Origin of the sequence: Streptomyces sp. NPDC001668 (assembly GCF_042893155.1) — a bacterium.
Classification (GTDB): Bacteria; Actinomycetota; Actinomycetes; order Streptomycetales; family Streptomycetaceae; genus Streptomyces.
The window spans coordinates 258964-283692 of the sequence record NZ_JBIAUQ010000010.1 but is presented as its reverse complement, the minus strand read 5'-3'; the positions used below and the strand labels follow the sequence as shown (position 1 = coordinate 283692).

The 24729-nt window shown below is 71.2% G+C and carries 27 protein-coding genes and 2 pseudogenes; 9 read left to right on the top strand and 20 right to left on the bottom strand.

Annotated features, from left to right (window positions below):
* Window positions 1-46 precede the first annotated feature (46 nt).
* Both ACFYZ8_RS28875 and ACFYZ8_RS28870 read right to left on the bottom strand, forming a co-directional pair.
* Window positions 47-955: a sterol desaturase family protein gene (locus tag ACFYZ8_RS28875; protein WP_388538044.1), complete on the bottom strand. Its 909-nt coding sequence runs from the start codon at window positions 953-955 to the stop codon at window positions 47-49.
* A gap of 104 nt (window positions 956-1059) precedes the next feature.
* Window positions 1060-1788: a VIT family protein gene (locus ACFYZ8_RS28870; RefSeq protein ID WP_388538043.1), complete on the bottom strand. Its 729-nt coding sequence runs from the start codon at window positions 1786-1788 to the stop codon at window positions 1060-1062.
* 87 nt (window positions 1789-1875) lie between these two features.
* Between ACFYZ8_RS28870 and ACFYZ8_RS28865 the strand changes: the two genes are divergently transcribed.
* Window positions 1876-2859 (top strand): DEDDh family exonuclease, encoded by a 984-nt coding sequence (locus tag ACFYZ8_RS28865; RefSeq protein WP_388538041.1) that lies wholly within the window; start codon window positions 1876-1878, stop codon window positions 2857-2859.
* A 278-nt stretch (window positions 2860-3137) separates the two neighbouring features.
* Here the strand turns inward: ACFYZ8_RS28865 and ACFYZ8_RS28860 are convergent, their stop codons facing one another.
* From ACFYZ8_RS28860 to ACFYZ8_RS28835, 6 genes and pseudogenes are all read right to left on the bottom strand, one after another.
* On the bottom strand, window positions 3138-3380 hold the full coding sequence (locus ACFYZ8_RS28860; protein ID WP_388538039.1) for a WD40 repeat domain-containing protein: 243 nt from the start codon (window positions 3378-3380) through the stop codon (window positions 3138-3140).
* Between the two features lie 117 nt (window positions 3381-3497).
* Window positions 3498-3845, bottom strand: coding sequence for a hypothetical protein (locus tag ACFYZ8_RS28855; protein ID WP_389050142.1), 348 nt, complete (start codon window positions 3843-3845; stop codon window positions 3498-3500).
* 73 nt (window positions 3846-3918) lie between these two features.
* Window positions 3919-4182: pseudogene (locus ACFYZ8_RS28850) on the bottom strand (hypothetical protein); the annotation flags it as partial.
* A 111-nt stretch (window positions 4183-4293) separates the two neighbouring features.
* Window positions 4294-4542 carry a hypothetical protein gene (locus ACFYZ8_RS28845; RefSeq protein ID WP_388538035.1) on the bottom strand — a complete coding sequence of 83 codons (249 nt, stop codon included), beginning with the start codon at window positions 4540-4542 and terminating at the stop codon, window positions 4294-4296.
* An 89-nt stretch (window positions 4543-4631) separates the two neighbouring features.
* Window positions 4632-5150 (bottom strand): hypothetical protein, encoded by a 519-nt coding sequence (locus ACFYZ8_RS28840; protein ID WP_359038539.1) that lies wholly within the window; start codon window positions 5148-5150, stop codon window positions 4632-4634.
* A gap of 113 nt (window positions 5151-5263) precedes the next feature.
* A pseudogene (locus tag ACFYZ8_RS28835) lies at window positions 5264-7270 on the bottom strand (diguanylate cyclase domain-containing protein); the annotation flags it as partial.
* Between the two features lie 268 nt (window positions 7271-7538).
* Here ACFYZ8_RS28835 and ACFYZ8_RS28830 point away from each other — a divergent pair.
* A complete protein-coding gene (locus ACFYZ8_RS28830; protein WP_388538033.1) occupies window positions 7539-8336 on the top strand; it encodes an SURF1 family protein in 798 nt (265 codons plus the stop codon).
* A gap of 3 nt (window positions 8337-8339) precedes the next feature.
* On the opposite strand, the gene ACFYZ8_RS28825 is transcribed toward ACFYZ8_RS28830, so the two are convergent.
* The 4 genes from ACFYZ8_RS28825 to ACFYZ8_RS28810 form a co-directional block, all read right to left on the bottom strand.
* On the bottom strand, window positions 8340-9278 hold the full coding sequence (locus ACFYZ8_RS28825; RefSeq protein ID WP_388538032.1) for a hypothetical protein: 939 nt from the start codon (window positions 9276-9278) through the stop codon (window positions 8340-8342).
* 81 nt (window positions 9279-9359) lie between these two features.
* Window positions 9360-9554: a YbdD/YjiX family protein gene (locus tag ACFYZ8_RS28820; RefSeq protein WP_359038533.1), complete on the bottom strand. Its 195-nt coding sequence runs from the start codon at window positions 9552-9554 to the stop codon at window positions 9360-9362.
* Window positions 9551-11650, bottom strand: coding sequence for a carbon starvation CstA family protein (locus ACFYZ8_RS28815; RefSeq protein ID WP_388538030.1), 2100 nt, complete (start codon window positions 11648-11650; stop codon window positions 9551-9553). The genes ACFYZ8_RS28820 and ACFYZ8_RS28815 overlap by 4 nt, the downstream gene beginning before the upstream one ends.
* A gap of 90 nt (window positions 11651-11740) precedes the next feature.
* Window positions 11741-11956, bottom strand: a complete 216-nt coding sequence (locus tag ACFYZ8_RS28810) for a DUF3311 domain-containing protein (RefSeq protein ID WP_037708068.1) — start codon at window positions 11954-11956, stop codon at window positions 11741-11743.
* 189 nt (window positions 11957-12145) lie between these two features.
* Between ACFYZ8_RS28810 and ACFYZ8_RS28805 the strand changes: the two genes are divergently transcribed.
* From ACFYZ8_RS28805 to ACFYZ8_RS28785, 5 genes are read left to right on the top strand one after another with little or no spacing between them, the layout of a single operon-like run.
* Window positions 12146-13678, top strand: coding sequence for a sodium:solute symporter family protein (locus tag ACFYZ8_RS28805; protein WP_359038527.1), 1533 nt, complete (start codon window positions 12146-12148; stop codon window positions 13676-13678).
* Window positions 13675-14235 (top strand): sigma-70 family RNA polymerase sigma factor, encoded by a 561-nt coding sequence (locus ACFYZ8_RS28800; protein ID WP_388538028.1) that lies wholly within the window; start codon window positions 13675-13677, stop codon window positions 14233-14235. Before ACFYZ8_RS28805 ends, ACFYZ8_RS28800 begins: the two co-directional genes overlap by 4 nt.
* Window positions 14232-14528: a hypothetical protein gene (locus ACFYZ8_RS28795; RefSeq protein WP_359038525.1), complete on the top strand. Its 297-nt coding sequence runs from the start codon at window positions 14232-14234 to the stop codon at window positions 14526-14528. Before ACFYZ8_RS28800 ends, ACFYZ8_RS28795 begins: the two co-directional genes overlap by 4 nt.
* Window positions 14529-14561: 33 nt before the next feature.
* Complete coding sequence (locus ACFYZ8_RS28790) at window positions 14562-16346, top strand: glycoside hydrolase family 15 protein (protein ID WP_388538026.1); 1785 nt, start codon at window positions 14562-14564, stop codon at window positions 16344-16346.
* Window positions 16347-16351: 5 nt separating this feature from the next.
* The gene (locus ACFYZ8_RS28785) at window positions 16352-17107 is read left to right on the top strand and encodes an SDR family oxidoreductase (protein ID WP_388538024.1); all 756 of its coding nucleotides are present in this window, start codon (window positions 16352-16354) and stop codon (window positions 17105-17107) included.
* A gap of 9 nt (window positions 17108-17116) precedes the next feature.
* Here the strand turns inward: ACFYZ8_RS28785 and amaP are convergent, their stop codons facing one another.
* From amaP to ACFYZ8_RS28760, 5 genes are read right to left on the bottom strand one after another with little or no spacing between them, the layout of a single operon-like run.
* On the bottom strand, window positions 17117-17695 hold the full coding sequence (amaP, locus tag ACFYZ8_RS28780; protein WP_359038519.1) for an alkaline shock response membrane anchor protein AmaP: 579 nt from the start codon (window positions 17693-17695) through the stop codon (window positions 17117-17119).
* Window positions 17696-17700: 5 nt separating this feature from the next.
* Window positions 17701-18387, bottom strand: a complete 687-nt coding sequence (locus tag ACFYZ8_RS28775; RefSeq protein ID WP_388538022.1) for a DUF6286 domain-containing protein — start codon at window positions 18385-18387, stop codon at window positions 17701-17703.
* Window positions 18384-18782, bottom strand: a complete 399-nt coding sequence (locus ACFYZ8_RS28770) for a hypothetical protein (RefSeq protein ID WP_359038515.1) — start codon at window positions 18780-18782, stop codon at window positions 18384-18386. Before ACFYZ8_RS28770 ends, ACFYZ8_RS28775 begins: the two co-directional genes overlap by 4 nt.
* A complete protein-coding gene (locus ACFYZ8_RS28765) occupies window positions 18779-18973 on the bottom strand; it encodes a hypothetical protein (RefSeq protein ID WP_020121359.1) in 195 nt (64 codons plus the stop codon). The genes ACFYZ8_RS28770 and ACFYZ8_RS28765 overlap by 4 nt, the downstream gene beginning before the upstream one ends.
* Before the next feature lie 36 nt (window positions 18974-19009).
* Entirely contained in the window at window positions 19010-19474 is a 465-nt protein-coding gene (locus ACFYZ8_RS28760; protein WP_359038512.1) for an Asp23/Gls24 family envelope stress response protein, read from the bottom strand.
* 85 nt (window positions 19475-19559) lie between these two features.
* Between ACFYZ8_RS28760 and ACFYZ8_RS28755 the strand changes: the two genes are divergently transcribed.
* Window positions 19560-20288, top strand: coding sequence for a nucleopolyhedrovirus P10 family protein (locus ACFYZ8_RS28755; protein ID WP_388538020.1), 729 nt, complete (start codon window positions 19560-19562; stop codon window positions 20286-20288).
* Between the two features lie 93 nt (window positions 20289-20381).
* On the opposite strand, the gene ACFYZ8_RS28750 is transcribed toward ACFYZ8_RS28755, so the two are convergent.
* The 3 genes from ACFYZ8_RS28750 to ACFYZ8_RS28740 all read right to left on the bottom strand — a co-directional run bounded on the left by ACFYZ8_RS28750 (window position 20382) and on the right by ACFYZ8_RS28740 (window position 23491).
* Entirely contained in the window at window positions 20382-21194 is an 813-nt protein-coding gene (locus ACFYZ8_RS28750) for an enoyl-CoA hydratase/isomerase family protein (protein ID WP_388538019.1), read from the bottom strand.
* Window positions 21195-21318: 124 nt separating this feature from the next.
* Window positions 21319-21540, bottom strand: coding sequence for a helix-turn-helix domain-containing protein (locus ACFYZ8_RS28745; protein ID WP_010355597.1), 222 nt, complete (start codon window positions 21538-21540; stop codon window positions 21319-21321).
* 352 nt (window positions 21541-21892) lie between these two features.
* Window positions 21893-23491: an ABC-F family ATP-binding cassette domain-containing protein gene (locus ACFYZ8_RS28740; RefSeq protein ID WP_359038506.1), complete on the bottom strand. Its 1599-nt coding sequence runs from the start codon at window positions 23489-23491 to the stop codon at window positions 21893-21895.
* 264 nt (window positions 23492-23755) lie between these two features.
* Between ACFYZ8_RS28740 and ACFYZ8_RS28735 the strand changes: the two genes are divergently transcribed.
* Window positions 23756-24646: a neutral zinc metallopeptidase gene (locus tag ACFYZ8_RS28735; protein WP_388538016.1), complete on the top strand. Its 891-nt coding sequence runs from the start codon at window positions 23756-23758 to the stop codon at window positions 24644-24646.
* Window positions 24647-24729 lie beyond the last annotated feature (83 nt).

Genomic DNA, 24729 nt, shown 5'->3' with positions numbered 1-24729 from the left:
CGCCCCGAGAGGACACGCGCGCGTGGCCGCCGCTCGGACCGGCCTCTCACGCGGCCGCGCTTCCCTCGGCCGGAGCCGGTTCCCCGGCCGGGGCCGGCGGCGGCGTCGGCGTCGGCGTCGGCGTCGGCTCCCATCCCGGCCCGCCGAACACCCGGCCGGCCCGCTCGCGCCAACTGCGCGCCGCCTTGATGTCCTTGACGATGGCCACGTACTCATGGGTGGCCACCTTGACCGGGTTGAACGTGTTGATGTTCTTGGTCAACCCGTAGACGGGCCGTTCGGTCTCGGCGACGAACGACCCGAAGAGCCGGTCCCAGACGATGAGGATGCCGCCGAAGTTGCGGTCCAGGTAGCCGCCCTGGGAGGCGTGGTGGACGCGGTGGTGGGACGGGGTGTTGAACACGGACTCGAACCAGCGGGGCATCTTGTCGATGCGTTCGGTGTGGATCCAGAACTGGTACACGAGGTTCGCGGAGGAGCAGAAGGCGAGCGCGGCCGGGTGGACGCCGGCGGCGACGAGGGGGACGTAGAACGGCCAGACGGTCAGCGTCGTCCAGGGCTGGCGCAGCGCGGTGGTGAGGTTGAACTTGCGGCTGGAGTGGTGGACGACGTGGCAGGCCCACAGGATGCGGACGACGTGGTGGCCGCGGTGGGACCAGTAGTAGAAGAAGTCCTGCCCGAGCAGCATCAGGGGGATCGTCCACCACAGGACGGGGACGCGGAGGGGGGTGAGTTCGTGGACCGCCGTGTAGATCGCGACGATCGGGATCTTCCAGAGGAAGTCGAAGAAGAGGCTGCCGAGCCCCATGCCGAGGCTGGTGGCGGTGTCCTTCGCCTCGTAGCCGGCCGCGGCACCTTCGGCGTCCGGATGGAGTCGGACGCTGATCATCTCGATGACGGTGAGCAGGACGAAGGCGGGTATGGACCAGACCACGACATCGGGGAGGTTCGGCATGCGTGCACGGTAGAACCGCCGGTCGGGCACGGCTAGACGTTGTTACCCACAAGTATTCACGGCGGTACGCGCTTGCTTCTTGGCGATCTCCGCCAAGGGACACGTCAACTGACCCCGGCCGCCCCCAACAACACCCCCACCCCGTAGGTGACCCCCATCGCCAGCACTCCGCCCCCCACGTTCCGCACCACCGCCCGCCCAGCGTCCGCCGCCCCCAGCCGTGCGCTGCTCCACCCCGTCAGCACCAGGGCCGCCACCACCGACACCACGGTCACCGGCACCCGCCACCCCGACGGCGGCAGCACGATGGCAAGGAGGGGCAGCAGCGCTCCCGCCGTGAACGCCAGGAAGCTCGCCCAGGCCGCGTGCCAGGGGTTCGTCAGGTCGTCCGGGTCGATGCCGAGCTCCACGCGCGCATGGGCCCGCAGTGCGTCACGTTCCGTCAGTTGTTCCGCCGCCTCGCGGGCCACCTCGCGGGACAGGCCCCGTTCCTCCAGAAGCTCAGTCAACTCCTCGAGCTCCGCCTCGGGCTGTTCGCGGAGTTCGCGTTTCTCCACGGCCAGCGCGGCCATCTCGGAGTCGCGCTGGGTCGACACGGACACGTACTCCCCGGCCGCCATGGACATCGAGCCGGCCAGCAGGCCCGCCAGACCCGCCGTCAGCAACGCCGCGCGGTCGGCCGTCGCGCCGGCCACGCCGACGACGAGGCCCGCCGTGGAGACGATGCCGTCGTTCGCGCCGAGGACGGCGGCGCGCAGCCAGTTGAGGCGGGCGCCGAGCCCGCCGCCGTGGGCCTCGCCGTGCTCCGGCCCGCTCACACCCTCTTGTGTCATCCCCGGAGGATCGCACCCCGTGCCCGCGAGCCGGGTAGCGACGCCTCCGTGAGGGACTGTCAGTCGTGGCCCGTATCCTCAGGGACCATGCTCGAAGACCAGACGACCGCAGCGTCCTCCCCCACAGCGTGGCCGGCCGCGTATCCGCAGGGATACGCGGTCGTCGACGTGGAGACCACCGGCCTGGCCCGCGACGACCGGATAATCTCCGCGGCCGTCTACCGGTTGGACGCCCGCGGCGAGGTCGAGGACCACTGGTACACGCTGGTCAATCCGGAGCGCGATCCGGGCCCCGTCTGGATCCACGGGTTGACGAGCGAGGCACTCGAAGGCGCCCCGCTCTTCCAGGACATCGCCGAGGAGTTCTCGGCCCGTCTCGACGGCCGTGTGCTCGTCGCGCACAACGCCGTCTTCGACTGGCAGATGATCGCCCGCGAGTACGCGCGCGCGGGCCGGGTGGCGCCGGTGAGCCAGCGGCTGTGCACCATCGTCCTGTCGAAGGAGCTGGGCCTGCCGCTGCCGAACCACAAACTGGAGTCGCTGGCGGCCCACTTCGGAGTCGTACAGCAGCGGGCGCACCACGCCCTCGACGACGCGCGCGTGCTCGCGGAGGCGTTCCGGCCGAGTCTGCGGGCCGCGGCCGCGCGCAGCGTGCGGCTGCCGCTGCACGAGTGCCGGCCGCTCACCGAGTGGACGGACCGCGCGGTGCCCCGGCAGTCGGCGGGCTACGGCGGCTACCGGCCGACCAGTTGGCGGCCCACGCGCAAGCGGCCCGCCTGCCCCTACCCCAACCCGGGGCGGTACGAGGACGGCAAGCCGCTCAAGCAGGGCATGCGGATCGCGTTCTCCGGGGACACCTCGACCGAGCGCGACCTCCTGGAGGACCGGGCGATCGAGGCCGGGCTGCATGTCGCCACCAGCATCTCCCGGCTGACCAGCCTCCTCGTCACCAACGACCCCGACTCGGGCACGTCCAAGGTGGTCAAGGCCCGGCAGTTCGGCACCCCGGTCGTCGACGAGGCGGCCTTCGGGCAGCTCCTGAGGGATGTGGAACCGGCGTCGGAGGGATGACCGTACGGACGGATGATGCGCCGTACGACTCGCCCGGCGCCGCCGTCTCCGCGATGGCCTACTACGGGCACGGGGCCGGTAGCCAAGGTTCCCGAAGTACGTCTGCCACTCGGCGCGGGTGATGGCGGGACGGCGGAGCCGGCACACACGGTCGGCGACGCGCTCCGGGTCCGTCTCCCACAGTCGGGCGACGCCGTCCGCACCCGCGGTGGCCAGGGTGGTGTGGTCACCGGGGCCGAACGCCGCCGCGAACACCGGCGTGACGGGCTCGTCGTCGGTCAGCGAGGCAAGCGCCTGGGGGCGGCCGGGTCGGTGGTGTCCCACAGCCGCGCGGTGTCGTCCCAGCTCGCGGCGGCCAGGGTCCTGCCGTCGGCACTGAAGGCAGCGTGGCTGGCCTTGCCGGTGTGGCCGGTCAGGGTGGCCATCGGGCGGGCGCGATGGGGGTCGGTGACGTTCCACAGACGGGCCGTGTCGTCGTTACCGCCGGTGATGAGTGTGCGGCTGTCGGCGGAGTAGGCCACCGCGTTGACGTTGTCGGTGTGCCCCGTGAGGCGTGTCGCGTACGGGGTGGCGAAGGTGCTGAGCCGACTGCTCCGGGCCTCGGTGGTGAGGGCCAGGCGGTAGGCGGCGAGGCTGAGCTAGTTGGCGAGCGCGGGATTGGTGGAGCGCGGTGCGGTGGCCTGCTCCGCGACTTTCTGGGACACGGCGATGTTGCGCTGCCGGGTGGCGGTGCCCTGGGCACGTATCGCGTGGAAGGTGGTGGCCGAGGCGGTGATCAGGAGCAGGGTCAGCAACACGGTGAGCCGGCGCAGGCGGCGCGCACTGCGGCGTGCGGCGGCTTGTTCGCTGTCCGCGGCGGCCCGGCTCGCGTCCAGGAACTCCCGCTCCCGCGCGGACAGGGAAGCGCGCTCTAGCGCGCCGGCCGTGGAAAGACGCGTGCCTCGGTACAGCGCGCCGGAATCCCGTCCCAGCGCCTCCCACGCCAATGCCGCATCGGTGAGCCGGCGCAGCACCCGCAGGGCTTCCCTGTCCTCGGCCAGCCATCCGTGCAGCCGGGGGCCAGCAGCGGATCAGCGCCTCATGGGTCAGCTCGACCCGTTCGCGGTCCAGCGTCAGCAGCCGTGCTCCGGCGGCACGATCCAGTACAGCGACGATGTCGGTGCCGTCGGCCCGCTCGGCGAGCCCCTCCAGTCCCTCCAGGCGCGCCGGCCGCCGGGTGTCCTCCGTTCCGTCGCCCGGCGCGGTCAGCCGCACGAACACCCGCCGGGCCAGCTTCCGTTGCTCCGGGTCGAGCTGTCCGTAGAACTCCTCCGCGGTGCGGGCAAGGCTGCCTTCGAGCTACGGTCACGGCGACCGTTCCCCAGTTCGCCGGTGCTCGGCGTAGCAGGCTCCCTCGACGGCAGCCCGACTGGCGTTGCTCAAAGCGCCCGTTGGCTACACGGCGGAACCGACCTTGTCCACGACACCTACCTTGCCCTCCGCGCGGGCACAGTGCGCGCCGCAGTACCAGTGGCCATCCACCTCGACACCTTGGCCGATGATCTGCACCCGGCAGTGCTCACAGATGGGCGCCATGCGATGGATCGCACAAGCGAACGAGTCGAAAACGTGACGTGCCCTGTCTCGGGTCTCGACAGTGAACGCCAGCTCGTAGTCATTCCCACACACTTCGCAACGTGCCATGAACCACATCGTCAGGGGTGAGACGGGCACTCGCAAGCTGACATCGCCGAACCGACCCGGGAGTACCACGAGTCGGCGTAGCGGTGTCATCACGGAACGGGGGGCGGCTGCGCCTGCTGGGCTGCGCTTGTCGCGGTCCTGGCTCCCAGAGACAGAGCCTTCATATCGCCAGGGTCACTACGGCGCAGCGCATACAGCTTGCCCATGGCCACCAGGCTGGGACCCCAGAGAAAGAGCGAAAGCCACCACATGTCCTTGGCCACGTAAACGCCGACGACAAGCATGGCGACACTGATCACGGCACTGAGGTACAAACCGGTCATCCGGAGTGCGTGCTGTCGCTTCTCCCGCTCCAGTCTCACCATGTCTTCCGCGGCGGCCCTGGCGTTCTCTTCAGCACGTGCGGTGGCCTCGCGCTGCATGTCCAGTTGCCGGAGGCGGATTTGGTGCTCCCTCTTCAGCTGGGGCTCCAGGGCTTCGAACGCGATTTTGAGTTTTTCCGGCCCTCCGAGGGCGGCGCCCCATTTCATGGCGATGTCCAGACCCGCCGCAACGACGGGATCGTCCTGTGGAAGGGACAGAGCACTGCTGTTTTCGTCCGTACTCACTGCCGGGCGCCTCCGTCACCGTTTCCTGCCGGGGCGTATTCGAGTTCGGTCGGCTCGGGCGGCGGCCCGAGCCATACAAGGAGTCGGGCGAGGGTATGCTCCAGCGTCTCGCCGGCGGCTCTGGCCACCGCAGGAGTCTCGTCCTGCATATATGGCGCGTATCGCTCGACCCTGTCCTTCCCCCAACTCTTCGCGCGGTACATGGCCAAGTCGGCGTTGCGCAGCAACTCGCTCGCGGCAAGCCCCGGCTCGGCGAAAGCGATTCCGATGGAGACGGTGACCTTCACGTCTCCGCCGTCGATGGGCGAAGGCTGGGACAGGGTGATTCTCAGCCTGTCGGCGAGTTCAAGGATGTGCTGCTCGCGGGTCGAGCGGTCGCGGATGCTGCTGTCCACGACGAGAGCAGCGAACTCGTCGCCGCCAAGACGGGCCACGGTATCTTCGTTCCCTACGTTTTGCTGGAGTCTGCGGGCGGCCTGGACGAGCAGTTCGTCCCCGGCCTGGTGCCCGATCGTGTCGTTGACGGCCTTGAAGCCGTCGAGGTCGACGAAGAGCACCGCGACGCTGTGATCGCTGCGACGGCCGGAGAGGGCCTGCTGGACGCGCTGGGTGAACCGGGCACGGTTGAGCAGGTCGGTCAGCGGGTCGCGCTCGGCGTTGTGCTGGAGCTGCGCCTGCAGGCGCACTCTCTCGGTCACGTCCCGGCTGTTGAAGATGAGGCCGCCGTGGTGACGGTTGACGGTCGACTCGACGTTGAGCCAGCCGCCGTCGCCGGACCGGAAGCGGCACTCGATGCGGGTGGTGGGTTCTTCGAGGGGGTCGGCGGCGAGGAAGCGGCGCACCTCGTGCACCACGCAGCCCAGGTCCTCCGGGTGGATGAGACCGGCCAGTTCTGTGCCCACCAGGTCTTCGGCGGGGCGTCCGTAGACCCTGGCGGCGGCCGGGGAGACGTAGCGGAGGATGCCGTTGGGCGCGGCGATCATGATGACGTCGCTGGAGCCCTGCACCAGGGAGCGGAAGTGGTTCTCCTTCTGCGCGAGTTCCTGGGTGAGGGTGATGCTGTCGAGCAGCATGATGCCCTGGCGCACCACGAGGGCGAGCACGACGGTGCCGCCGGTGAGGAGCACCACGCGGTCGACCCTGCGGCCGTTGAGGATGTTGTAGACAATTCCCAACGTGCAGACAGCGGCGGCCAGATAAGGCGTGAGAGCCGGCCAGGGGCTCACCGTCGGCCTGGCGGTCGGATAACGAACGCGACGGTCGTCGTGGGCGTCACCATCCAGACGCCCCGGACGTCCGCGCGCACCATTGGCTCCTTCCGGAAGCCCGCCCCGGGACGCGGCCCACGGGGCATACGACAGGAGCAGCGAAGCGGCGAACCAGCCCGTGTCCAGTAGCAGGCCCGAGTGGCCGTTGTGGTGCAGCAGCGGCGAAGTGCGCAGGACATCGCACATCACGGTCAGCGCGAGCACCCCGAAGGCGGTGTTGACCGCGGTGCGGTTGACCGACGAGCGCCGGAGGTACCGCGCGAGCACCAGGCTGACCAGCGCGATGTCCAGGAGCGGGTACGCCAGGGACAGCGCGGTGTGCGCCACGCTGAGTCCGTCGAACTTCACCGCCAGGGCGAGGCTCCACGACAGGGTCAGCAGTGAGCCACCGAGGAGCCAGGCATCCAGCCCGAGACAGACCCAGCCCGCCCTCGTCACCGGCCGTTTGACGAGCACCAGCAGGCCCACGACGGCGGGCGGCGCGAAGCACAGGAAGAACCCGTCGCCATAACTGGGGCTGGGCACAGGCCGCTGCAGGACAGCCTCGTACCACCCCCAGACCAGGTAGCCCAGGGCCGCCGTCGCCGAGGACAGCGCGAACAGCAGCCAGGCGAGTCGGGCGCGGACCTGGTGGCGCCGGGCGTAGAGGAAGCAGGACACGGCCGCCGCGCCGGACGCGGCGCTGAGACCGAAGTCGCGCATGATCAGGGCGGCCTCGCCCGACCCCCAGCCGAATGCGGCCCCAACGGCGTATGCCGCGCTCAGCAGGACAAGAACGAGCAGTGCGTACCCCGGCAATCCGCTGCGGAAGTCCTGCGGACATGGCGGGGCTGTCCCGCTGCCGGGCTCCATCGGGCGAATCCGATTCTGACGAATGCCCACAGCCCCCCTCGTGACTACTTGCACAGTGCCGAGGCTCCAGCGCCAAGAGCTGGTGGGTCCCGTTTCTGCTGGCATGGCATATGGACGGTCACTCGGTGATTTCGATCCGAAACCTACGCAGCGGACTCCGTGCATGGGACGGTACGGCCAGTTTCTAACCCGATCGAGTGAAACTGATCTGCGAGCACTGACACACCCCTGTGCGCACACCCCGGGGCCCGAGTTGTACGGTCATGGGGTGTACCGCTTCCTGTTGTCCCGGCAGTGGGTGATCCTCACGCTGGTCGCCCTCCTCCTCATCCCCACGATGATCAGGCTGGGCATCTGGCAGATGCACCGCTACGAGGAGCGCAGCGCCCGCAACCAGCTGGTCTCGGACGCGATGGCCGCCAAGCCGGTGCCCGTGGAGCGGATGACCTCACCCGGACACACGGTCACCACGCACGACCGGTACCGCAGCGTGACCGCGAAGGGGCACTTCGACACCGCCGACGAGGTCGTCGTCCGTCGCCGCACCAACTCGGACGACGAGGTCGGCTACCACGTCCTGACCCCCCTCGTCCTCGACGACGGCAAGGTGCTGCTGGTCAATCGGGGCTGGATCCCCGCGAACGGCCCGAGCCAGACCGCGTTCCCCGAGATCCCCGCTCCCCCGAAGGGCGAGATCACCGTCACCGGGCGGCTGATGCCCGACGAGACGACCGCGGCGAGCGGCATCAAGAACCTCAAGGGGCTGCCGGACCGGCAGGTCATGCTGATCAACAGCGAGCAGGAGGCGAAGCGGCTGGGCGCCACGGTGCTCGGCGGCTACATCGCCCAGACGGCGCCCGATCCGAAGGGTGACAGCCCGGAACTGATCGGCGGCAACCCTGGCAAGGAGGACGCCGCGCTGAACTACGCCTACGCGATCCAGTGGTGGCTGTTCTCCGTGGGGGTCCCCGTCGGATGGGTCATCCTGGTGCGGCGCGAGCTGCGCGACCGCCGGGAGAAGACGGAGCGGGAAGGCGCGACAGAGGCCGAGCCGGCCGCCGTGTGACCCTCAGCCGTCCGGACGGTCCCGCCAGTAAAGAAACGTGCGCTCCGGCTCGGGCAGCAGCTCCCACGGATGCGGGGTCATATGGCGGCCGATCCGCCGGAACACGGGAGCCGCGTCGGCCGGGCGGTGCATGCGGACGAGGGCGAAGGCCAGGAGGTTGAGGTCGGCGACGGCCTCGGCGTGCGGGGCGGCCCCGGTGTGGAACCAGTCGGCCAGGGCCGCCTCGATCTCGGCACCGGCCCGGGGTTCGTTCCAGTGGCTGTCCGCCCCGAGGGACATCTGCCGATGCCGGTGGGCGACGAGTTCGACCCGGGCCGCCACGGGGAGCAGGGCGAGCGGTGAGCCGTGCGGGGCGCGGGTGGCACCGTGACCGGCGAAGTCCATCATGTCGGCCACCGAGCCCCGCCCGCGCGGGGAGAGGTACTTCAGCAGCCGGTGGTAGGCGCCCCGGTGCCAGGGGGCGCGGGTGACGGCCTCGGTCCAGACGGGCACGGCGTCCCGGGCCGGCACGGCGAGGGAACGCATCAGCCCCAGGAGCGCCAGCCAGGGAGTCGGATCCTCGGGACAGGCCTCGGCGGCCCGCAGACACGCCCGTTCGGCGTCCTGGGCGGCGGACCGTCCCGCGGCGGAGGTCCACCGTGTGCTGCGGACACAGGCCCACAGCACCAGCGCGTCCGCGTCACCGGGCCGTTCCGCCATCCATCGTTCGCACACCGCGACCGGCACGCCACCCGCCAGTACGGACATCCGGTGCCACCGGCGGTCCCAGTCCCTCCCCGTGTCCCGCAGCAGCGTGGAGACCGGCTGCCAGGGCGGGCGGCCGGAACCCGCGCCGAGGCCGTGGGACTGGAGCGTGGGCCGCAGCTCGGTCAGCGTCGCGTGCAGCGCGTCGTCGTCGAGGGCGGGGCGGACCAGCAGGGCGTGACGGCGGCGTCTGAGCATCTCGGTCCCGGGGTGAGTGTCGAGGGATCACGGGGCGGGCAGTACGCCCGCCCCGTGATCCGCGGCGAAAGCAGTGACGCCTCAACAGCACCGCCCCTGCGGATGAGCCTCCCGGTGCCGCGTGCGCAGCACCTCGTACTCCCGCCGGGTCGGTACCGGAGCGACGGGATGGTGGCGCAGATGCCACTCGCGGTAGCGGTCGTACTCCGCCTCCCCCGTCAGCTCCCGCAGGTACCACCGGACACCCCGGGCCCAGCGCCGAGCGGTCGCGGTCACGAGCGCACTCCCGCCAGCTCCTCACCGGCCCGGCCGGGAACATCGAGCCGCGACTCGGCGTACGGCGACTCCGTCGTCGGAAGTGCCCCCGGTGTCCGGACCGCCCGCACGCACACCACCGCGGCGTTCACGAGCACGACCGCGACCAGCAGCAGGAACACGGTGATCAGCACCCCGTCGACGGTGGAGTTGGTGACGACCGTGTGCATGTCGTCGAGGGTCTTGGCGGGTGCGAGCACCCGGCCCGCGTCGATGCCGTCCGCGTACTTGGCGCGCTGGGCGAAGAACCCGACCCGCGGGTCTTCGGAGAAGATCTTCTGCCAGCCCGCGGTGAAGGTGATCGCGACCACCCAGGCCAGCGGAACCCCGGTCACCCACGCCCAGCGCAGCTTCCCGGACTTGACGAGGACCGTGGTGCACACCGCCAGCGCGATGGCGGCCAGCAGCTGGTTCGCGATGCCGAAGAGCGGGAAGAGCTGGTTGATCCCGCCGAGCGGGTCGGTGGCGCCGGTGTAGAGGAAGTAACCCCAGGCCGCGACCACCAGAGCACTGCACAGCCAGATGCCGGGCTTCCAGTTGACCCGGCCGACCGGCTTCCACACGTTGCCGAGCATGTCCTGGAGCATGAAGCGCCCGACCCGGGTGCCCGCGTCCACCGTGGTCAGGATGAACAGCGCCTCGAACATGATCGCGAAGTGGTACCAGAAGGCCTTCATGGCAGTGCCGCCGAACACCCCGGAGAAGATCTCCGACATGCCGACCGCGAGGGTCGGGGCGCCGCCGGAGCGGGCGATCAGCGACTGTTCCTCGACCGCCCTGGCCGCGTGGGTCAGCTGGTCGGGGGTGATGGTGAAGCCGAGGCCGGCGACCGCGTGCGATGCCGACTCGGCCGTAGCGCCCAGCAGGCCCGCCGGTGCGTTCATCGCGTAGTACAGGCCGGGCTCCAGGGTGGCCGCGGCGATCAGCGCCATGATCGCGACGAACGACTCCATCAGCATGGCGCCGTAGCCGATCATGCGGACCTGCGACTCCTTGCGGATCAGCTTCGGTGTCGTACCGGAGGAGACCAGCGCGTGGAAACCGGACAGCGCGCCGCAGGCGATGGTGATGAAGAGGAAGGGGAACAGGGATCCCGCGAACACCGGTCCGGCGCCCGAGGTCGCGAAGTCGCTCACCGCGTCCGCGCGCAGCACCGGGGCGGCGACCACGACGCCCACCGCGAGCAGCGCGATGGTCCCGATCTTCATGAAGGTGGAGAGGTAGTCGCGGGGGGCCAGGAGCATCCAGACCGGCAGGACCGAGGCCACGAAGCCGTAGCCGACCAGGCAGAAGACCAGCGTCGTGGGGCTGAGGGTGAAGGCGGAGGCCAGGGAGGAGTTCTGGACCCAGCTGCCGCCCATGATCGCGAGGAGCAGCAGCGCGACGCCGATGAAGCTGGTCTCGACGACCCGGCCCGGGCGGATGCGGTGCAGCCAGAAGCCCATGAACAGGGCGATCGGGATGGTCATGGCGACGGAGAAGGTGCCCCACGGGGAGTGGGCGAGGGCGTTGACCACGACCAGGGCCAGCACACCCAGCAGGATGATCATGATGGCGAAGACCGCGACCAGTGCGGCGGCACCGCCCGCCCGGCCGATCTCGTCGCGGGCCATCTGCCCGAGCGACTTGCCGTCCCGACGCATCGACAGGAACAGCACGACCATGTCCTGCACCGCGCCCGCGAAGATCACTCCGGCGACGATCCACAGGGTGCCGGGCAGGTATCCCATCTGGGCCGCGAGGACCGGGCCGACCAGGGGGCCGGCGCCCGCGATCGCGGCGAAGTGGTGGCCGAGGAGGACCCGCTTGTCGGTGGGGTGGAAGTCGACCCCGTCCTCCAGCCGTTCGGCCGGGGTGGCGCGGCGGTCGTCCGGCTTCAGGACGCGGCGGGCGATGAAGCGGGAGTAGAAGCGGTAGGCGATCGCGTACGACCCGAGCGCGGCGACGACCAGCCAGACCGCGGAGATCTGCTCGCCCCGGGCCAGCGCGAGCACACCCCAGGCGACCGCGCCGAGCAGCGCGACGGCGGCCCACAGAAGGATCGAGCGGGGTGACATTCGTGATTTTTCAGGTGCCTCAAGGGCAGGCTGAAGGACGGTTTCGGGCATGGCGGCTCCTCACCAAGAGCGGTGCGAGATCAGAAGGGCTCAGCGGCGATGTCGGTCCGACAGGGCGTACGCGGCGAGCAGGCACAGTCCGCACCCCGGCACCCAGGCGAGCTGGTACCAGTAGAAGAACGGCGTGCCCGCGAGGCGCGGCTCCGCACCGGCGTACATCGGGACCCACAGCAGTCCGGCGGCGGGGGCGAGGAGCAGTACGGCGATCGCGACGCGCCGTAGCCGGTGATGACCGGTCCGTGCCATGACCTGCGCTCCTCTCCCCATCGCTGTCGGTCTGTGCAAGAGTTGCCCACCCCCCGCGGACGGTTGACAGCGAATTCCGGGGAGATTTCCCGCCGATGTCGGTCATCCGAACCGGCGGTCCGCGCAACTAATGCGCGAGGGCACAGCCATCCCCGCGCACACACCCGGGGCACACCAAGGACGGTGACCATGGCCGACAACGCCATGACCGCGACGTTCCTCGCCGTGATCGGCGGAGCGTCGCTGCTCGCCGTGACCGCGCGCCGGCTGCGTCCGAGCGACCGGCTGCCGTCCCTGGAGGGCTGGGCGCTGGCCGACCGCAGCCTCGGCCCGGTGTGGACCTGGCTGCTGCTCGGCGGCACGATCTTCACCGCGTACACCTTCACCGCGGTGCCGGGCCTCGCGTACGGCAACGGCGGGGCCGCCTTCTTCGCGGTGCCGTACACGGTGATCGTCTGTCCGATCGCCTTCGTGCTGCTCAGCCGCCTCGGTGAGGTGGCCCGGCGGCACGGCTACATCACCGCCGCCGACTTCGTACGCGGCCGCTACGGCTCGCCGCCGCTGGCCCTGGTGGTCGCGCTGACCGGGATCCTGGCGACGATGCCGTACCTGGCGCTGCAACTGCTCGGGATACGGGCCGTGCTGACCGCCGGGGGCGTGTATCCGCGGGGCGCGACCGGTGACCTGGTGATGGTGGCGCTGTTCGCGGGGCTCGCGGTGGCCACCTACCGGCACGGGCTGCGGGCGCCCACCGTGATCTCCGCACTGAAGGCGGTCGCCGTGTTCGTCTCCCTCACGGCCGTCACCTGGCTGGTCCTGGAACGGCTCGGCGGACCGGGCGCGGTGTTCGACGGGGCCGCCGAACGCCTGGGCGCCCCGGCCCTGCTCCTCTCCCCCGGACAGCAGCCCGCCTACGCCACCCTCGCCCTCGGCTCCGCGCTCGCCCTGCTGATGTACCCGCACGTCCTGACCGCCGGTTTCGCCGCCGACGGCCCGCGCACCCTGCGCAAGGTCGCCGTGGCGCTGCCGGCCTGGACAGGGCTGCTCGCTCTCTTCGGGTTCCTGGGGATCGCGGCGCTCGCGGCCGGGGTGCGAGCCCCGGAGGGCGGCGCCGAGACGGCCGTACCGATGTTGGTGGACCGGCTGATGCCGGGGCCGCTGGCCGGGCTGGTGTTCGGCGCGATCACCGTGGGGGCACTGGTCCCGGCCGCGGTCATGTCGATCGCGGCGGCCACCAGTTTCGTCCGCAACGTGTACGTCGAGTACGTGCACCCCACCGCCACGCCCAAGCGTCAGGTGCGGATCGCCAAGGCGGTGTCGCTGACGGCGAAGGTGGGCGCGGTGGCGTTCGTGTTCGGGCTGCGCGACCAGGACGCCGTCAACCTCCAGCTCCTCGGCGGGGTCTGGATCCTGCAGATCTTCCCGGCCGTCGCCGTGGGCCTGTTCACCGGGCGGCTGCACCCGCGGGCGCTGCTCGCCGGGTGGGGCGCGGGCATGCTGGCCGGCACCTTCCTCGTCGTCCGCGAGGGGTTCTCGTCGATCGGGGCGGGCCCCTTCCAGATCTACGCCGGTCTGGTCGCCCTCCTGCTGAACCTGACCGTCGCCCTGGCCGGGACCGCGGCCCTCGAACGGCTCGGCGTCCCGCGCGGCGCCGACCTGACCGACCTACCGTCGCGCCTGACCGTCAGGCGGCGCCCCGAGACGGGAGCGAACCACCCGTGAGACAGCACCTGCGACCCGGCACCCCCGTGCCCGTCCCGCTCGCCCCCGCCGCGGCCGACCCGGCCGAGCTGGAGCGCGAGGCCGGTGTGGCCCACCTTTTCGAGCTGCACTACGCCTCGATGCTCCGCCTCGCCGTGCTGCTCGGCGCCGACGACCCGGAGAACGTGGTCGCCGAGGCCTACTACCAGATCTACCGGAAGTGGCGGCGCCTGAGGGACAGTGAGGCGGCGGAGGCCTATTTGCGCTCCACCGTCTGCAATCTGACCCGGATGCGGATACGGCACCTCCAGGTCGCCCGCAAGCACGTCGAGGCGCCCGCCACCGAGTTGGTCGCCTCCGCGGAGAGCACCGCGCTCCTCCACGACGACCAGCGCGTCCTCATCGACGCGCTCCAGCAACTGCCCGCCCGGCAGCGCGAAGCGCTGGTGCTCAGGCACTGGCTCGGGCTGAAGGAGAGCGAGATCGCCTCGGCGATGGGGATCTCCTGCGGCTCCGTGAAGACGCACACGGCACGCGGCCTGGCCGCCCTGACGCAGGCGATGGAGGCCCGGCGATGACGCATCGAGAGACGACTCCCTCGCGTGACACCGAGCGCGAACTCCAGGAAGCCCTCGCCGCGCTGGCCGGCGGGGTGCACGCGGCGCCCGACGCCTATCGCACGGCACGCGGTGAATGGCTGCGCCGCGAACGCCGGCGTCGGCTCGTCCTCGCGGTCCTCATCGCGGTCGTCTTCACACTGGCGACGCTGATCGGGCTGTGGGTGCTGAACCAGACCCCCGCACACCCGGGAGTGATCTTCTCGAACACCGGAACGGGCACGGTGGCGTCACTCCCCCGGCCCCACCCCTGATTGCCACCCCGACCAGCAGGGAAACCGCACTGCGTGCACCCCCGTATCGAGGACTACGCCCTCATCGGCGACGAACAGACCGCCGCCCTGGTCGGCATGGACGGCTCCGTGGACTGGCTGTGCCTGCCCCGCTTCGACTCGGCCGCCTGCTTCGCCCGGCTGCTCGGGGACGAGGAGAACGGCCACTGGCGGATCGCCCCCGACGGCGCGGACCGGTGCACGAGGCGCGCCTACCGCCCCGACACCCTCGTGCTGGACACCGAGTGGGAGACCGACGAGGGCGCGGTGCGGGTCACCGACCTGATGCCGCAGCGCGATGTCGCCCCCGATGTCGTACGGGTCGTGGAGGGGCTCCGCGGCCGGGTCACCGTGCGCAGCACGCTCCGGCTGCGCTTCGAGTACGGCTCGATCGTGCCGTGGGTGCGCAGGTCCGACGGGCAGCGGGTGGCCGTCGCCGGCCCCGACGCCACCTGGCTGCGCAGCGAGCCCGCGGTCCGCACCTGGGGCGAGCGCTTCGCGACGTACTCGGAGTTCACCGTCGAGGAGGGCGAGAAGGTCGCGTTCGTCCTCACCTGGCACCCCTCGCACGAGCCGCGCCCGCCGCTGACCGACCCCTTCGAGGCGCTGGAGAGCAGCGTGGCCGACTGGCGGGCGTGGGCGGCGCGCTGCCGTTACGACGGTCCGCACCGGGACGCCGTGGTCAGGTCCCTGATCACCCTGAAGGCGCTCACCTACCGGCCCACCGGCGGCATCGTCGCCGCGGCCACCACCTCGCTGCCCGAGGAGATGGGCGGGGTGCGCAACTGGGACTACCGCTACTGCTGGCTGCGCGACTCCACCCTCACCCTGGCCGCCCTGGTGCAGTGCGGCTACCTGGAGGAGGCCGAGGCCTGGCGGAACTGGCTGCTGCGCGCGGTCGCCGGCGACCCGGCCGACCTCCAGATCATGTACGGCGTCGCGGGTGAGCGCCGGCTGCCCGAGTACGAGCTGCCGTGGCTGTCCGGGTTCGGCGGCTCCCGGCCGGTCCGCATCGGCAACGAGGCCGTGAAGCAGCTCCAGCTGGACGTGTACGGCGAGGTCATGGACTCGCTGTCGCTGGCCCGGCGGGCGGGCCTGGCCGCCATCCCGCACATGTGGTCCCTGCAGAGCGTCCTGCTGGACTTCCTCCGGTCCTCCTGGCGGCGGCCGGACGAGGGGATCTGGGAGGTGCGCGGCGGCCGCCGCCACTTCGTCCACTCGAAGGTCATGGCGTGGGTCGCCGCCGACCGCGCCGTGCGTGCCCTGGAGACCTACCCGGATCTGCGGGGCGACCTGGACGGCTGGCGCGCGCTGCGCGACGAGGTGCACCGCGAGGTCTGCGAGAAGGGCTTCGACCCCGAACGCAACACCTTCACCCAGTCCTACGGCTCCCGCGAACTGGACGCGTCCCTGCTGCTGATCCCGCGCACCGGTTTCCTGCCGCCCGACGATCCCCGGGTCGTCGGCACCATCGACGCGATCCGCGCGGAACTGGACCACGGCGGGCTGGTACGGCGGTACAGCGCCGAGGAGCCGGCGGTGGACGGGCTGCCCGGCGGTGAGGGCACGTTCCTGGTGTGCTCGTTCTGGCTCGCCGACGCGCTCCACATGACGGGCCGCACGAAGGAGGCCCGGGACCTGTTCGAACGGCTGCTGGGGCTGGCCAACGACGTGGGCCTGCTGTCCGAGGAGTACGACCCCGTGGCGGGCGCCCAGCTCGGCAACTTCCCGCAGGCGTTCAGCCACATCGGGCTGGTGAACACCGCCCTCACGCTCTTCGGGGGCCAGGAGGCAGGATAGGGGCCATGGATCTTGGACTGAAGGACCGGGTGTACGTCGTCACGGGAGCGACCCGCGGGCTCGGCAACGCGGCCGCGCGTGAGCTGGTCGCCGACGGGGCGAAGGTCGTGGTGACCGGGCGGGACGAGACGCGTGCCTCGGCTGCGGCGGCGGAGTTGGGGCCGAGCGCGGTGGGCGTGGGCGTCGACAACGCCGATCCGTCGACGGCGGAGCGGTTGATCACCGCCGCGCGGGAGAACTTCGGCGGCTTCGACGGGGTGCTGATCAGCGTGGGCGGGCCCGCGCCCGGCTTCGTCGCGGACAACACGGACGAGCAGTGGCAGGCCGCGTTCGAGTCCGTGTTCCTCGGGGCGGTCCGGCTGGCCCGGGCGGCCGCGGCGGAGCTGGAGGACGGGGGTGTGATCGGGTTCGTACTGTCGGGGTCGGTCCATGAGCCGATCCCGGGGCTGACGATCTCCAACGGGCTGCGGCCCGGGCTCGCCGGGTTCGCGAAGTCGCTCGCGGACGAACTCGGGCCGCGGGGCATCCGGGTCGTCGGGCTGCTGCCGTCCCGTATCGACACGGACCGCGTGCGCGAACTGGACGGGATGTCGGCTGACCCTGAGGCCACTCGGGCGGCGAACGAGTCCCGGATTCCGTTGCGGCGGTATGGGACGCCGGAGGAGTTCGGGCGGGTCGCGGCGTTCTTGCTGTCGCCGGCTGCTTCGTATCTGACCGGGGTCATGCTGCCGGTCGACGGGGGCATGCGGCACGGCTTCTAGCCGGGTCTCTCAACTGACCCGTTCCGCCTTGTGCCGGACGCCGGTCATGCGGACCTCGGCCGGGAGGGACGCCAGGCCTGCCGAGTTGCGGGCGTGGGTCAGGGCCTGTGCCGTCAGGTGGTTCAGGGCCGTTCCCGGGTCCACGTGGGGTTCCAGCAGGAGGCGCACGCGGGTCCCGGGGGCGTCCGGGCGGCCGGTCAGGTGGGCGTGGGCCCGGTGGACGCCGTCCAGCTCTGCCGCCTCGCCTTCGAGTACGCCCTCCAGGGCCCGGCCCCTCAGCAGCGCGCCCTCACCGTCGCCCGTGTTGACGCGTACCTCGGTGAGCCGGCGCCTGCGCAGTACCGCGGTCAGCCACCACAGGGTCAGCAGCACCACGAGTGCCAGTGCGGCGATGACAGTGGGCCACCACCAGGCCTCGCCGTCCCAGCGGGTGCGTTCCGCGTCGCTGAGCAGGACGTCCTTCGTGCCGTCGTGGATCCACCAGGACGGCGGGTGCAGACCGAGGCCCACGGCGAGCACCGAGCCGCCGACGAGAAGCAGCACCAGCCCCACCAGGCCGATCAGTACGCGGTTGACGGTCCTGAGCATCGGCCTCAGCCCTTCTTCCGGGTCGTCCGTGCCACGTGCACCGAGAGGGCGGGGGGCCGGGCCAGGCCCAGTGCCCGGATCGCCTCGGCGAGGTTCACGTCCAGGTCGGCGCGTACGTCGTCCAGTTCGCGGAAGTGGGACACCGCGCGGACGTCGGCCTTCCTCCGGCGCATCTTCACGCGTGCGGACTGGACACCGGCCACCTCCATGGCCCGGTCGCGCAGGACCATCGCCGCCGCGTCCCGGTGGAGGCCGGCGCGGACGTCGGGGTGAGTGCGGCGCATCGGGAGGAGGCCGCGCAGACCCGGTGTGACGGCCAGGAGGACCAGCCACAGGCCCAGGGCCGCGGCGACTCCGGCGCCGACCAGGACCCAGGTGTCGTCCAGGGGGCGTTCGGCGAGTTGCCGGGAGAGTTCGCGGCGCCAGTGCATGGCCGGCCGGTTGGCCCGGACGGACGCGATGTCGTAGAGGAAGACTCCCGCGACGAGCAGGAGCAGCAGGGCGACGATGCCCGCCGGGACCCTGCGTGCCGACCAGAAGCGGCGTTCGCCGCCGCCCGCCCCGTCCTGCAGGGCGGGTGGTGGTCCGTACGCGGCCGCCGACGCGGACTGGTCGCGCCGGTCCGGTTCCGCCGTCCGCTCGATGACCGGCAGTCGTTGTGTGGTGCCCTCGGAGCCCTGGGGCTCGCTCATCGCGTCCTCCCCTGTGCCGCGCCGTGCGTCTGAGCCGGATGCAGCCGCTCCACCTGGACGGCGACCTCCGACACCTCCATGCCCACCAACGCGACTACCCGCTCGACCACTTGCTGACGCACCTCGCGGCAGCGGGCTCCGATGTCGCAGGGATAGTCCAGTTCGAGGTGCATCCGGAGGTGGGCCGCTCGGTGGTGGACGACGACGGTGGCGTAGGGGGGCTCGGCCCCGGCGGGGAGGTCTCCGAGCGCCTCGCGGGCCGCCTGTCCCGCGATCTTCGAGACCACCCGGTCGGCGATCCTCGTCGCCCCCCGGTCCCTGGGCGCGACGGCGGAAGCGGTCAGCGGGCCGCGGACCTCGTCCGCCGTGCCGTTCTCACTGCTCACGGACGTCATGGCCGCCGGTCGCGTCGGTCGTCACGGGTGCGGAAGAAGTCGCCGATCTCCAGGTCCCCTTCCAGGAACCGGCCGACGACGAAGCCGATGGCGCCCAGCGCCGCCACCAGCAGGAAGGCGCCGAATCCGCCGAAATACCCTGCGAAGCCCAGCGCCATGCCGGCGATCATGCCGACCACGGCCATGCTCATCGTGCGCTCCCTAAAGGTCCTTCAGGTGTGGTGCGGCTACTGGAGCCGGGACTCCGGCTCCTCGTCCTCCTCCTCGGGCAGCTTCACATCGCTCACCGCGACATTGACCTCGACGACCTCCAGGCCGGTCATCCGCTCCACCGCGGCGATCACGTTCTCCCGCACCGCCTTGGCCACGTCGGCGATCGAGACGCCGTAGTCCACGACGATCTCCAGGTCGAGCGCCGTCTGCACCTCGCCGACCTCCACCTTGACCCCGCGTGTGGCGGACTTCGAACCGCCGGGCACCCGGTCCCGTACGGCCCCGAAGGTACGGCTCAGGCCGCTGCCCATGGCGTGGACGCCGAGGACGTCCCGTGCCGCGAGTCCGGCGATCTTCTCCACGACACCGTCGGCGATGGTGGTCCGCCCACGGGTCGCGGGGTCTCCGCCGCCGCGCTTGGTGGTCTTCCGCAGTTGCGCCTGCGGCTCCACCTCGGTGCTCTGTGTCATGTCGGTCATCGCGTCACCCCTTTCGCTCGTCCTCCTTCGACCACCGTAAGCGCGGTAGCGCGATCGCGCGCCGGAGATGCGGCAGGCTGGAGTAATGACGGCGGAACAGTGGGCACGGACAGTGCGGCATCAGCTGGGGCTGGGCAGACTGCTGCCCCTGGGCGGTCAGCGTGACGGCGCGTGGATCTCCGAGGAGGCGGCCCGGACGGTGCTGCGGAGTGCCGCCGAGGGCCTTTCGGGGGTACGGCTGGGCACGGTGCGCATCGCGCTCGCCCATCCGGAGGACACGCGCGAGCCCGCCGTACCGCCGCCGCCGAGCGCGCTGCCGCCCGGCCCGCTGCGGCTCACGGCGGAGTTCGAGGCCACGCCCGCGGAGCCGCTGCCGGTGACGGCGGAGCGGCTGCGCACGGCTCTCGCCGGGGCGGCGGCCGGACTGCTGGGCCTGGAGCTCGACGAGGTGGACCTGCGGGTGACGGCCCTGCTGGACGAGGACGCGCAGCCGGCTCCCGTACGGCAGCCCGAGCCGCCGCGTCCCGCGGAGGCGGGGCCGGGCGACGAGACCCTCGCGGCCGCCGCCGCGCTGGCGGTACCCGGTGTGGGCGCGCTGACCGGGCTGCTGGGGCGGCCGGTGCACCTCGGGGACCGTGAGACGGGGGGCGGCTCGCTTCCGCGCCGCCATGTGCGCGTCGAACTGGCGGTCGGCGCGGGCCGCCGGGCCCTGGACGTGGCCCGGGAGGTCCGCGCCGCCGTGGCGGAGGCGCTGCCGGATCGTCCGACGGTGGCCGTACTGGTGACGGCCGTGCTGACCCAGGACCTGCCCTAAGGCCTGTCCGGCGGATCATGCCGGCGTCGCGGGGCTGGGCACCCGCACCGAGCAGCACCGTTTCTTGCAGCCGGCCCGATCCGCCGGACAGACCTAGTCGCCGACCCCGGCGAGGTCCCGCAGCCGTCGGGTCTGGGCGGCGCGCTCGGCGCCGCGCTGCTCGTCGTAGGTGCGGTCCTGGGCACCGCGCAGCAGCGCCTTGGTCTCGATGACCGCGTCGCGGGGGGCGGACAGAAGCGCGGCCGTCAGGTCCCGCACGGCGCCGTCGAGCTGGTCGAGGGGTACGGCGATGTTGGCGAGGCCGGTGCTCACCGCCTCCTCGGCCGTGACGAAGCGCCCGGTGGCGCAGATCTCCAGCGCCCGGGCGTATCCGACGAGGCCCACCAGAGGATGGGTGCCGGTGAGGTCGGGGACCAGGCCGAGGCTGGTCTCGCGCATGGCGAACTGCACGTCGTCGGCGACGACGCGCAGGTCACAGGCGAGGGCCAGCTGGAAACCCGCCCCGATGGCGTGCCCCTGCACGGCGGCGATGGTCACGACGTCACTCCGTCGCCACCAGGTGAAGCCTTCCTGGAACCCGGCGATGGCGGCGTCGATTTCGGCGTCGCCGCTGCGGGCGAGGTCGATGAAGGACGGCTCGCCCTCGATCCCCTCGGGCGTGAACATCTGCCGGTCGAGCCCCGCGGAGAAGGACTTGCCCTCGCCACGCAGCACCACGACGCGGACGGAGCCCGGCAGCAGCCGACCGGCCTCGGCGAGCGCCCGCCACAGAGCGGGGCTCTGCGCGTTGCGCTTGGCCGGGTTGGTCAGCGTCACCGTGGCGAGGGTGTCCTCGACGGTGAGCCGTACGCCGTCCTTGTCGAGCAGGGGAACTGATTCCTGGCCGTCCTGGCTGGACGTGGCCATAGGGCGCCTCCGATGCGTGCGGTCAGCAGAGCGATGCTGCGATGCTAAGTGACTGCACAGTAACCACCCGGCCGGTCGTCCGACCGACCGGGTGGCCACCATCGAAGCCGATGGGCCGCCCGGTTCAGGACGTTGCGGCCTTCTTGCCCCGCGTCGCTCCGCCACGCCCACGAAGCGTGACGCCCGATTCGCTGAGCATCCGGTGCACAAAGCCATACGAGCGGCCGGTTTCCTCGGCCAGTGCCCGAATGCTCGCACCGGAGTCGTACTTCTTCTTCAGGTCTGCCGCGAGCTTGTCGCGCGCGGCGCCGGTTACCCGGCTGCCCTTCTTCAGAGTCTCGGCCACCCGGTCCTCCTCATGGGAAGTGCGCTCTGGTCCTCTCATGATCACCCCTCCGGGCGTTCATGGCCACCCATTCGGCAAGGTCCGTAAGACATGGTTTTGACGACAGGAGCGGGTCCCCACATACGGAATCTGTGATTCCACCCGGGCGCGTTCGTACCGCCGAACGGGTTCCTTTGTGAAGTGCCAGGTCAGAGACGTACGACGGCCGAGCCCTGGTCGATAAAGGGCTCGGCCGTGAAATCGATGTAGGACACACCTCGGTACGAGGAGATCTCACACAGATGGTGGATCACCGGTGGGCCGAATGATCCATACGCCGTTGATCACGTATTCGATCAAGCGGCGGCGACGGTCAGGCGAGGGCGACGAGATCCGCGTAGTCCGCGCCCCAGAGGTCCTCGACGCCGTCGGGCAGCAGGATGATCCGCTCCGGCTGGAGCGCCTCGACGGCGCCCTCGTCGTGGGTGACCAGGACGACCGCGCCCTTGTAGGTGCGCAGGGCGCCGAGGATCTCCTCGCGGCTGGCCGGGTCGAGGTTGTTGGTGGGCTCGTCGAGGAGCAGGACGTTCGCCGAGGAGACGACCAGGGTGGCGAGCGCGAGACGGGTCTTCTCGCCGCCGGAGAGGACCCCGGCCGGCTTGTCGACGTCGTCGCCGGAGAACAGGAACGAGCCGAGCGTCTTGCGCACCTCGACGAGGTCGAGGTCGGGGGCCGCCGAGCGCATGTTCTCCAGGACCGTGCGCTCCGGGTCGAGGGTCTCGTGCTCCTGGGCGTAGTAGCCGAGCTTGAGGCCGTGGCCGGGCACGACCGCGCCGGTGTCCGGCTGCTCGGTCCCGGCGAGCAGGCGCAGCAGGGTCGTCTTGCCCGCGCCGTTGAGGCCCAGGATGACCACGCGGGAGCCCTTGTCGATCGCCAGGTCGACGTCGGTGAAGATCTCCAGCGAGCCGTACGACTTCGACAGGCCCTCCGCCATCAGCGGGGTCTTGCCGCAGGGCGCGGGCTCGGGGAAGCGCAGCTTGGCGACCTTGTCCTGCTGGCGCACCGCTTCCAGGCCGGAGAGGAGCTTGTCGGCTCGCTTGGCCATGTTCTGCGCGGCGACCGTCTTGGTGGCCTTGGCGCGCATCTTGTCGGCCTGCGAGTGCAGGGCCGCGGCCTTCTTCTCGGCGTTCTGCCGTTCGCGCTTCCGGCGCTTCTCGTCGGCCTCGCGCTGCTGCTGGTAGAGCTTCCAGCCCATGTTGTAGACGTCGATCTGGGCGCGGTTGGCGTCCAGGTAGAACACCTTGTTGACGACCGTCTCGACCAGGTCGACGTCGTGGGAGATCACGATGAAGCCGCCGCGGTAGGTCTTGAGGTAGTCCCGCAGCCAGATGATCGAGTCGGCGTCGAGGTGGTTGGTCGGCTCGTCGAGGAGCAGGGTGTCGGCGTCGGAGAACAGGATCCGGGCCAGTTCGATACGGCGGCGCTGACCACCGGAGAGGGTGTGCAGGGGCTGGCCCAGCACCCGGTCCGGGAGGTTCAGCGCGGCGGCGATGGTGGCGGCCTCGGCCTCGGCGGCGTACCCGCCCTTGGTGAGGAACTCCGTCTCCTGGCGCTCGTACTGCCTGAGCGCCTTCTCCTGGGTGGCGCCCTTGCCGTTGGCGATGCGCTGTTCGTTGTCGCGCATCTTCTTCAGCAGGACGTCGAGGCCGCGCGCGGAGAGGATGCGGTCGCGGGCGAGCACGTCGAGGTCGCCGGTGCGGGGGTCCTGGGGGAGGTAGCCGACCTCGCCGGAGCGGGTGATCTGGCCCGCGGCGGGGATGCCCTCGCCGGCCAGGCACTTGGTGAGGGTGGTCTTCCCCGCGCCGTTGCGGCCGACCAGGCCGATGCGGTCGCCCTTGGCGACTCGGAAGGTGGCGGACTCGATGAGGACTCGGGCGCCGGCGCGCAGCTCGATACCGGTGGCGGAGATCACGGACAGACTCCAGGGCGGATTTGGGATTGGCGGGTGGGCGGCTGAGGACGTTCCCGCCGTCTAATGCGCGAGGAGAATGGCCATGGGCCAAGTCTAACGGGGCCGTGCAAGCAGTTTTTCTGGGTCCGGGTGTTCGGTTGGTCTCGCTCCGGGTATCCGGTCGGTCCCGTCACCGTCCCTCGTTCGGGTGTGCGTGCGAGGCCGGGGAGGGCCCGCCGGGCGAATGCCCTGCGGGGGCCGGTGCGCGCAGAGGGCGGTGTCCGCATGCAGTTCGACGACGACGCCAGGCTGGACACCTCCGAGGTGCAGGACGTGCGCGGCAGCCGCATCCCGGGCGGCAAGGCGACCGTCGGCGGTGGCATCGGCGGCCTGATCGTCCTGCTCCTCGGGCTTTTCCTCGGTGTCGGCCCGGACCAGCTCGGGCTCACCGACAGCGGCGGACAGCCCGCGGCCACGGCCTCCGGTGCCGGCGAGGTCGAGCGGAGCTGCAAGAGCGGGCAGGACGCGAACACGCGCGACGACTGCCGGACGGTGGCGGTGGTCAACAGCGTGCAGGACTACTGGGACCAGGAGTTCGAGCGGCGCGGTGCCACGTACACCCGCTCCTCCACGATCCTGTTCGGTGAGCGGATCGGCACGGCCTGCGGGTCGGCGACCTCGGCGGTCGGGCCGTTCTACTGCCCGGGTGACCGGAAGGTCTATCTCGACCTCGGGTTCTTCGACGAGCTGCGGTCGAAGTTCGGGGCGAGCGGCGGGCCGTTCGCGCAGGCGTACGTGGTGGCGCACGAGTACGGGCATCACGTGCAGGACCTGATGGGCACGCTGGGCCGCTCGCAGGACGGGCGGACCGGCGCGGACAGCAACTCGGTGAAGGTGGAGCTCCAGGCGGACTGCTACGCCGGGGTGTGGGCGCGGCACGCGACCACGACGAACGACGAGTCGACGGGGCGGCCGCTCATCACGAGCCTCACGGACGCGGACATCGCCGACGGCCTGGACGCGGCGGCGGCCGTGGGCGACGACCGGATCCAGGAGCGGTTCCAGGGCCGGGTGACACCGGAGTCGTGGACGCACGGGTCGGCCGAGCAGCGCCAGCAGTGGTTCCGGGAGGGGTACCGGAGCGGCGAGATGGAACGGTGCGACACGTTCCGGTGAGGGCCGGGAGCTGGTGCGAGGGCCGTTGTCAGTGGTCGCTGCGAGACTGGTCCACGGATCGAAGTCCGGCTTTTTGGTCACAA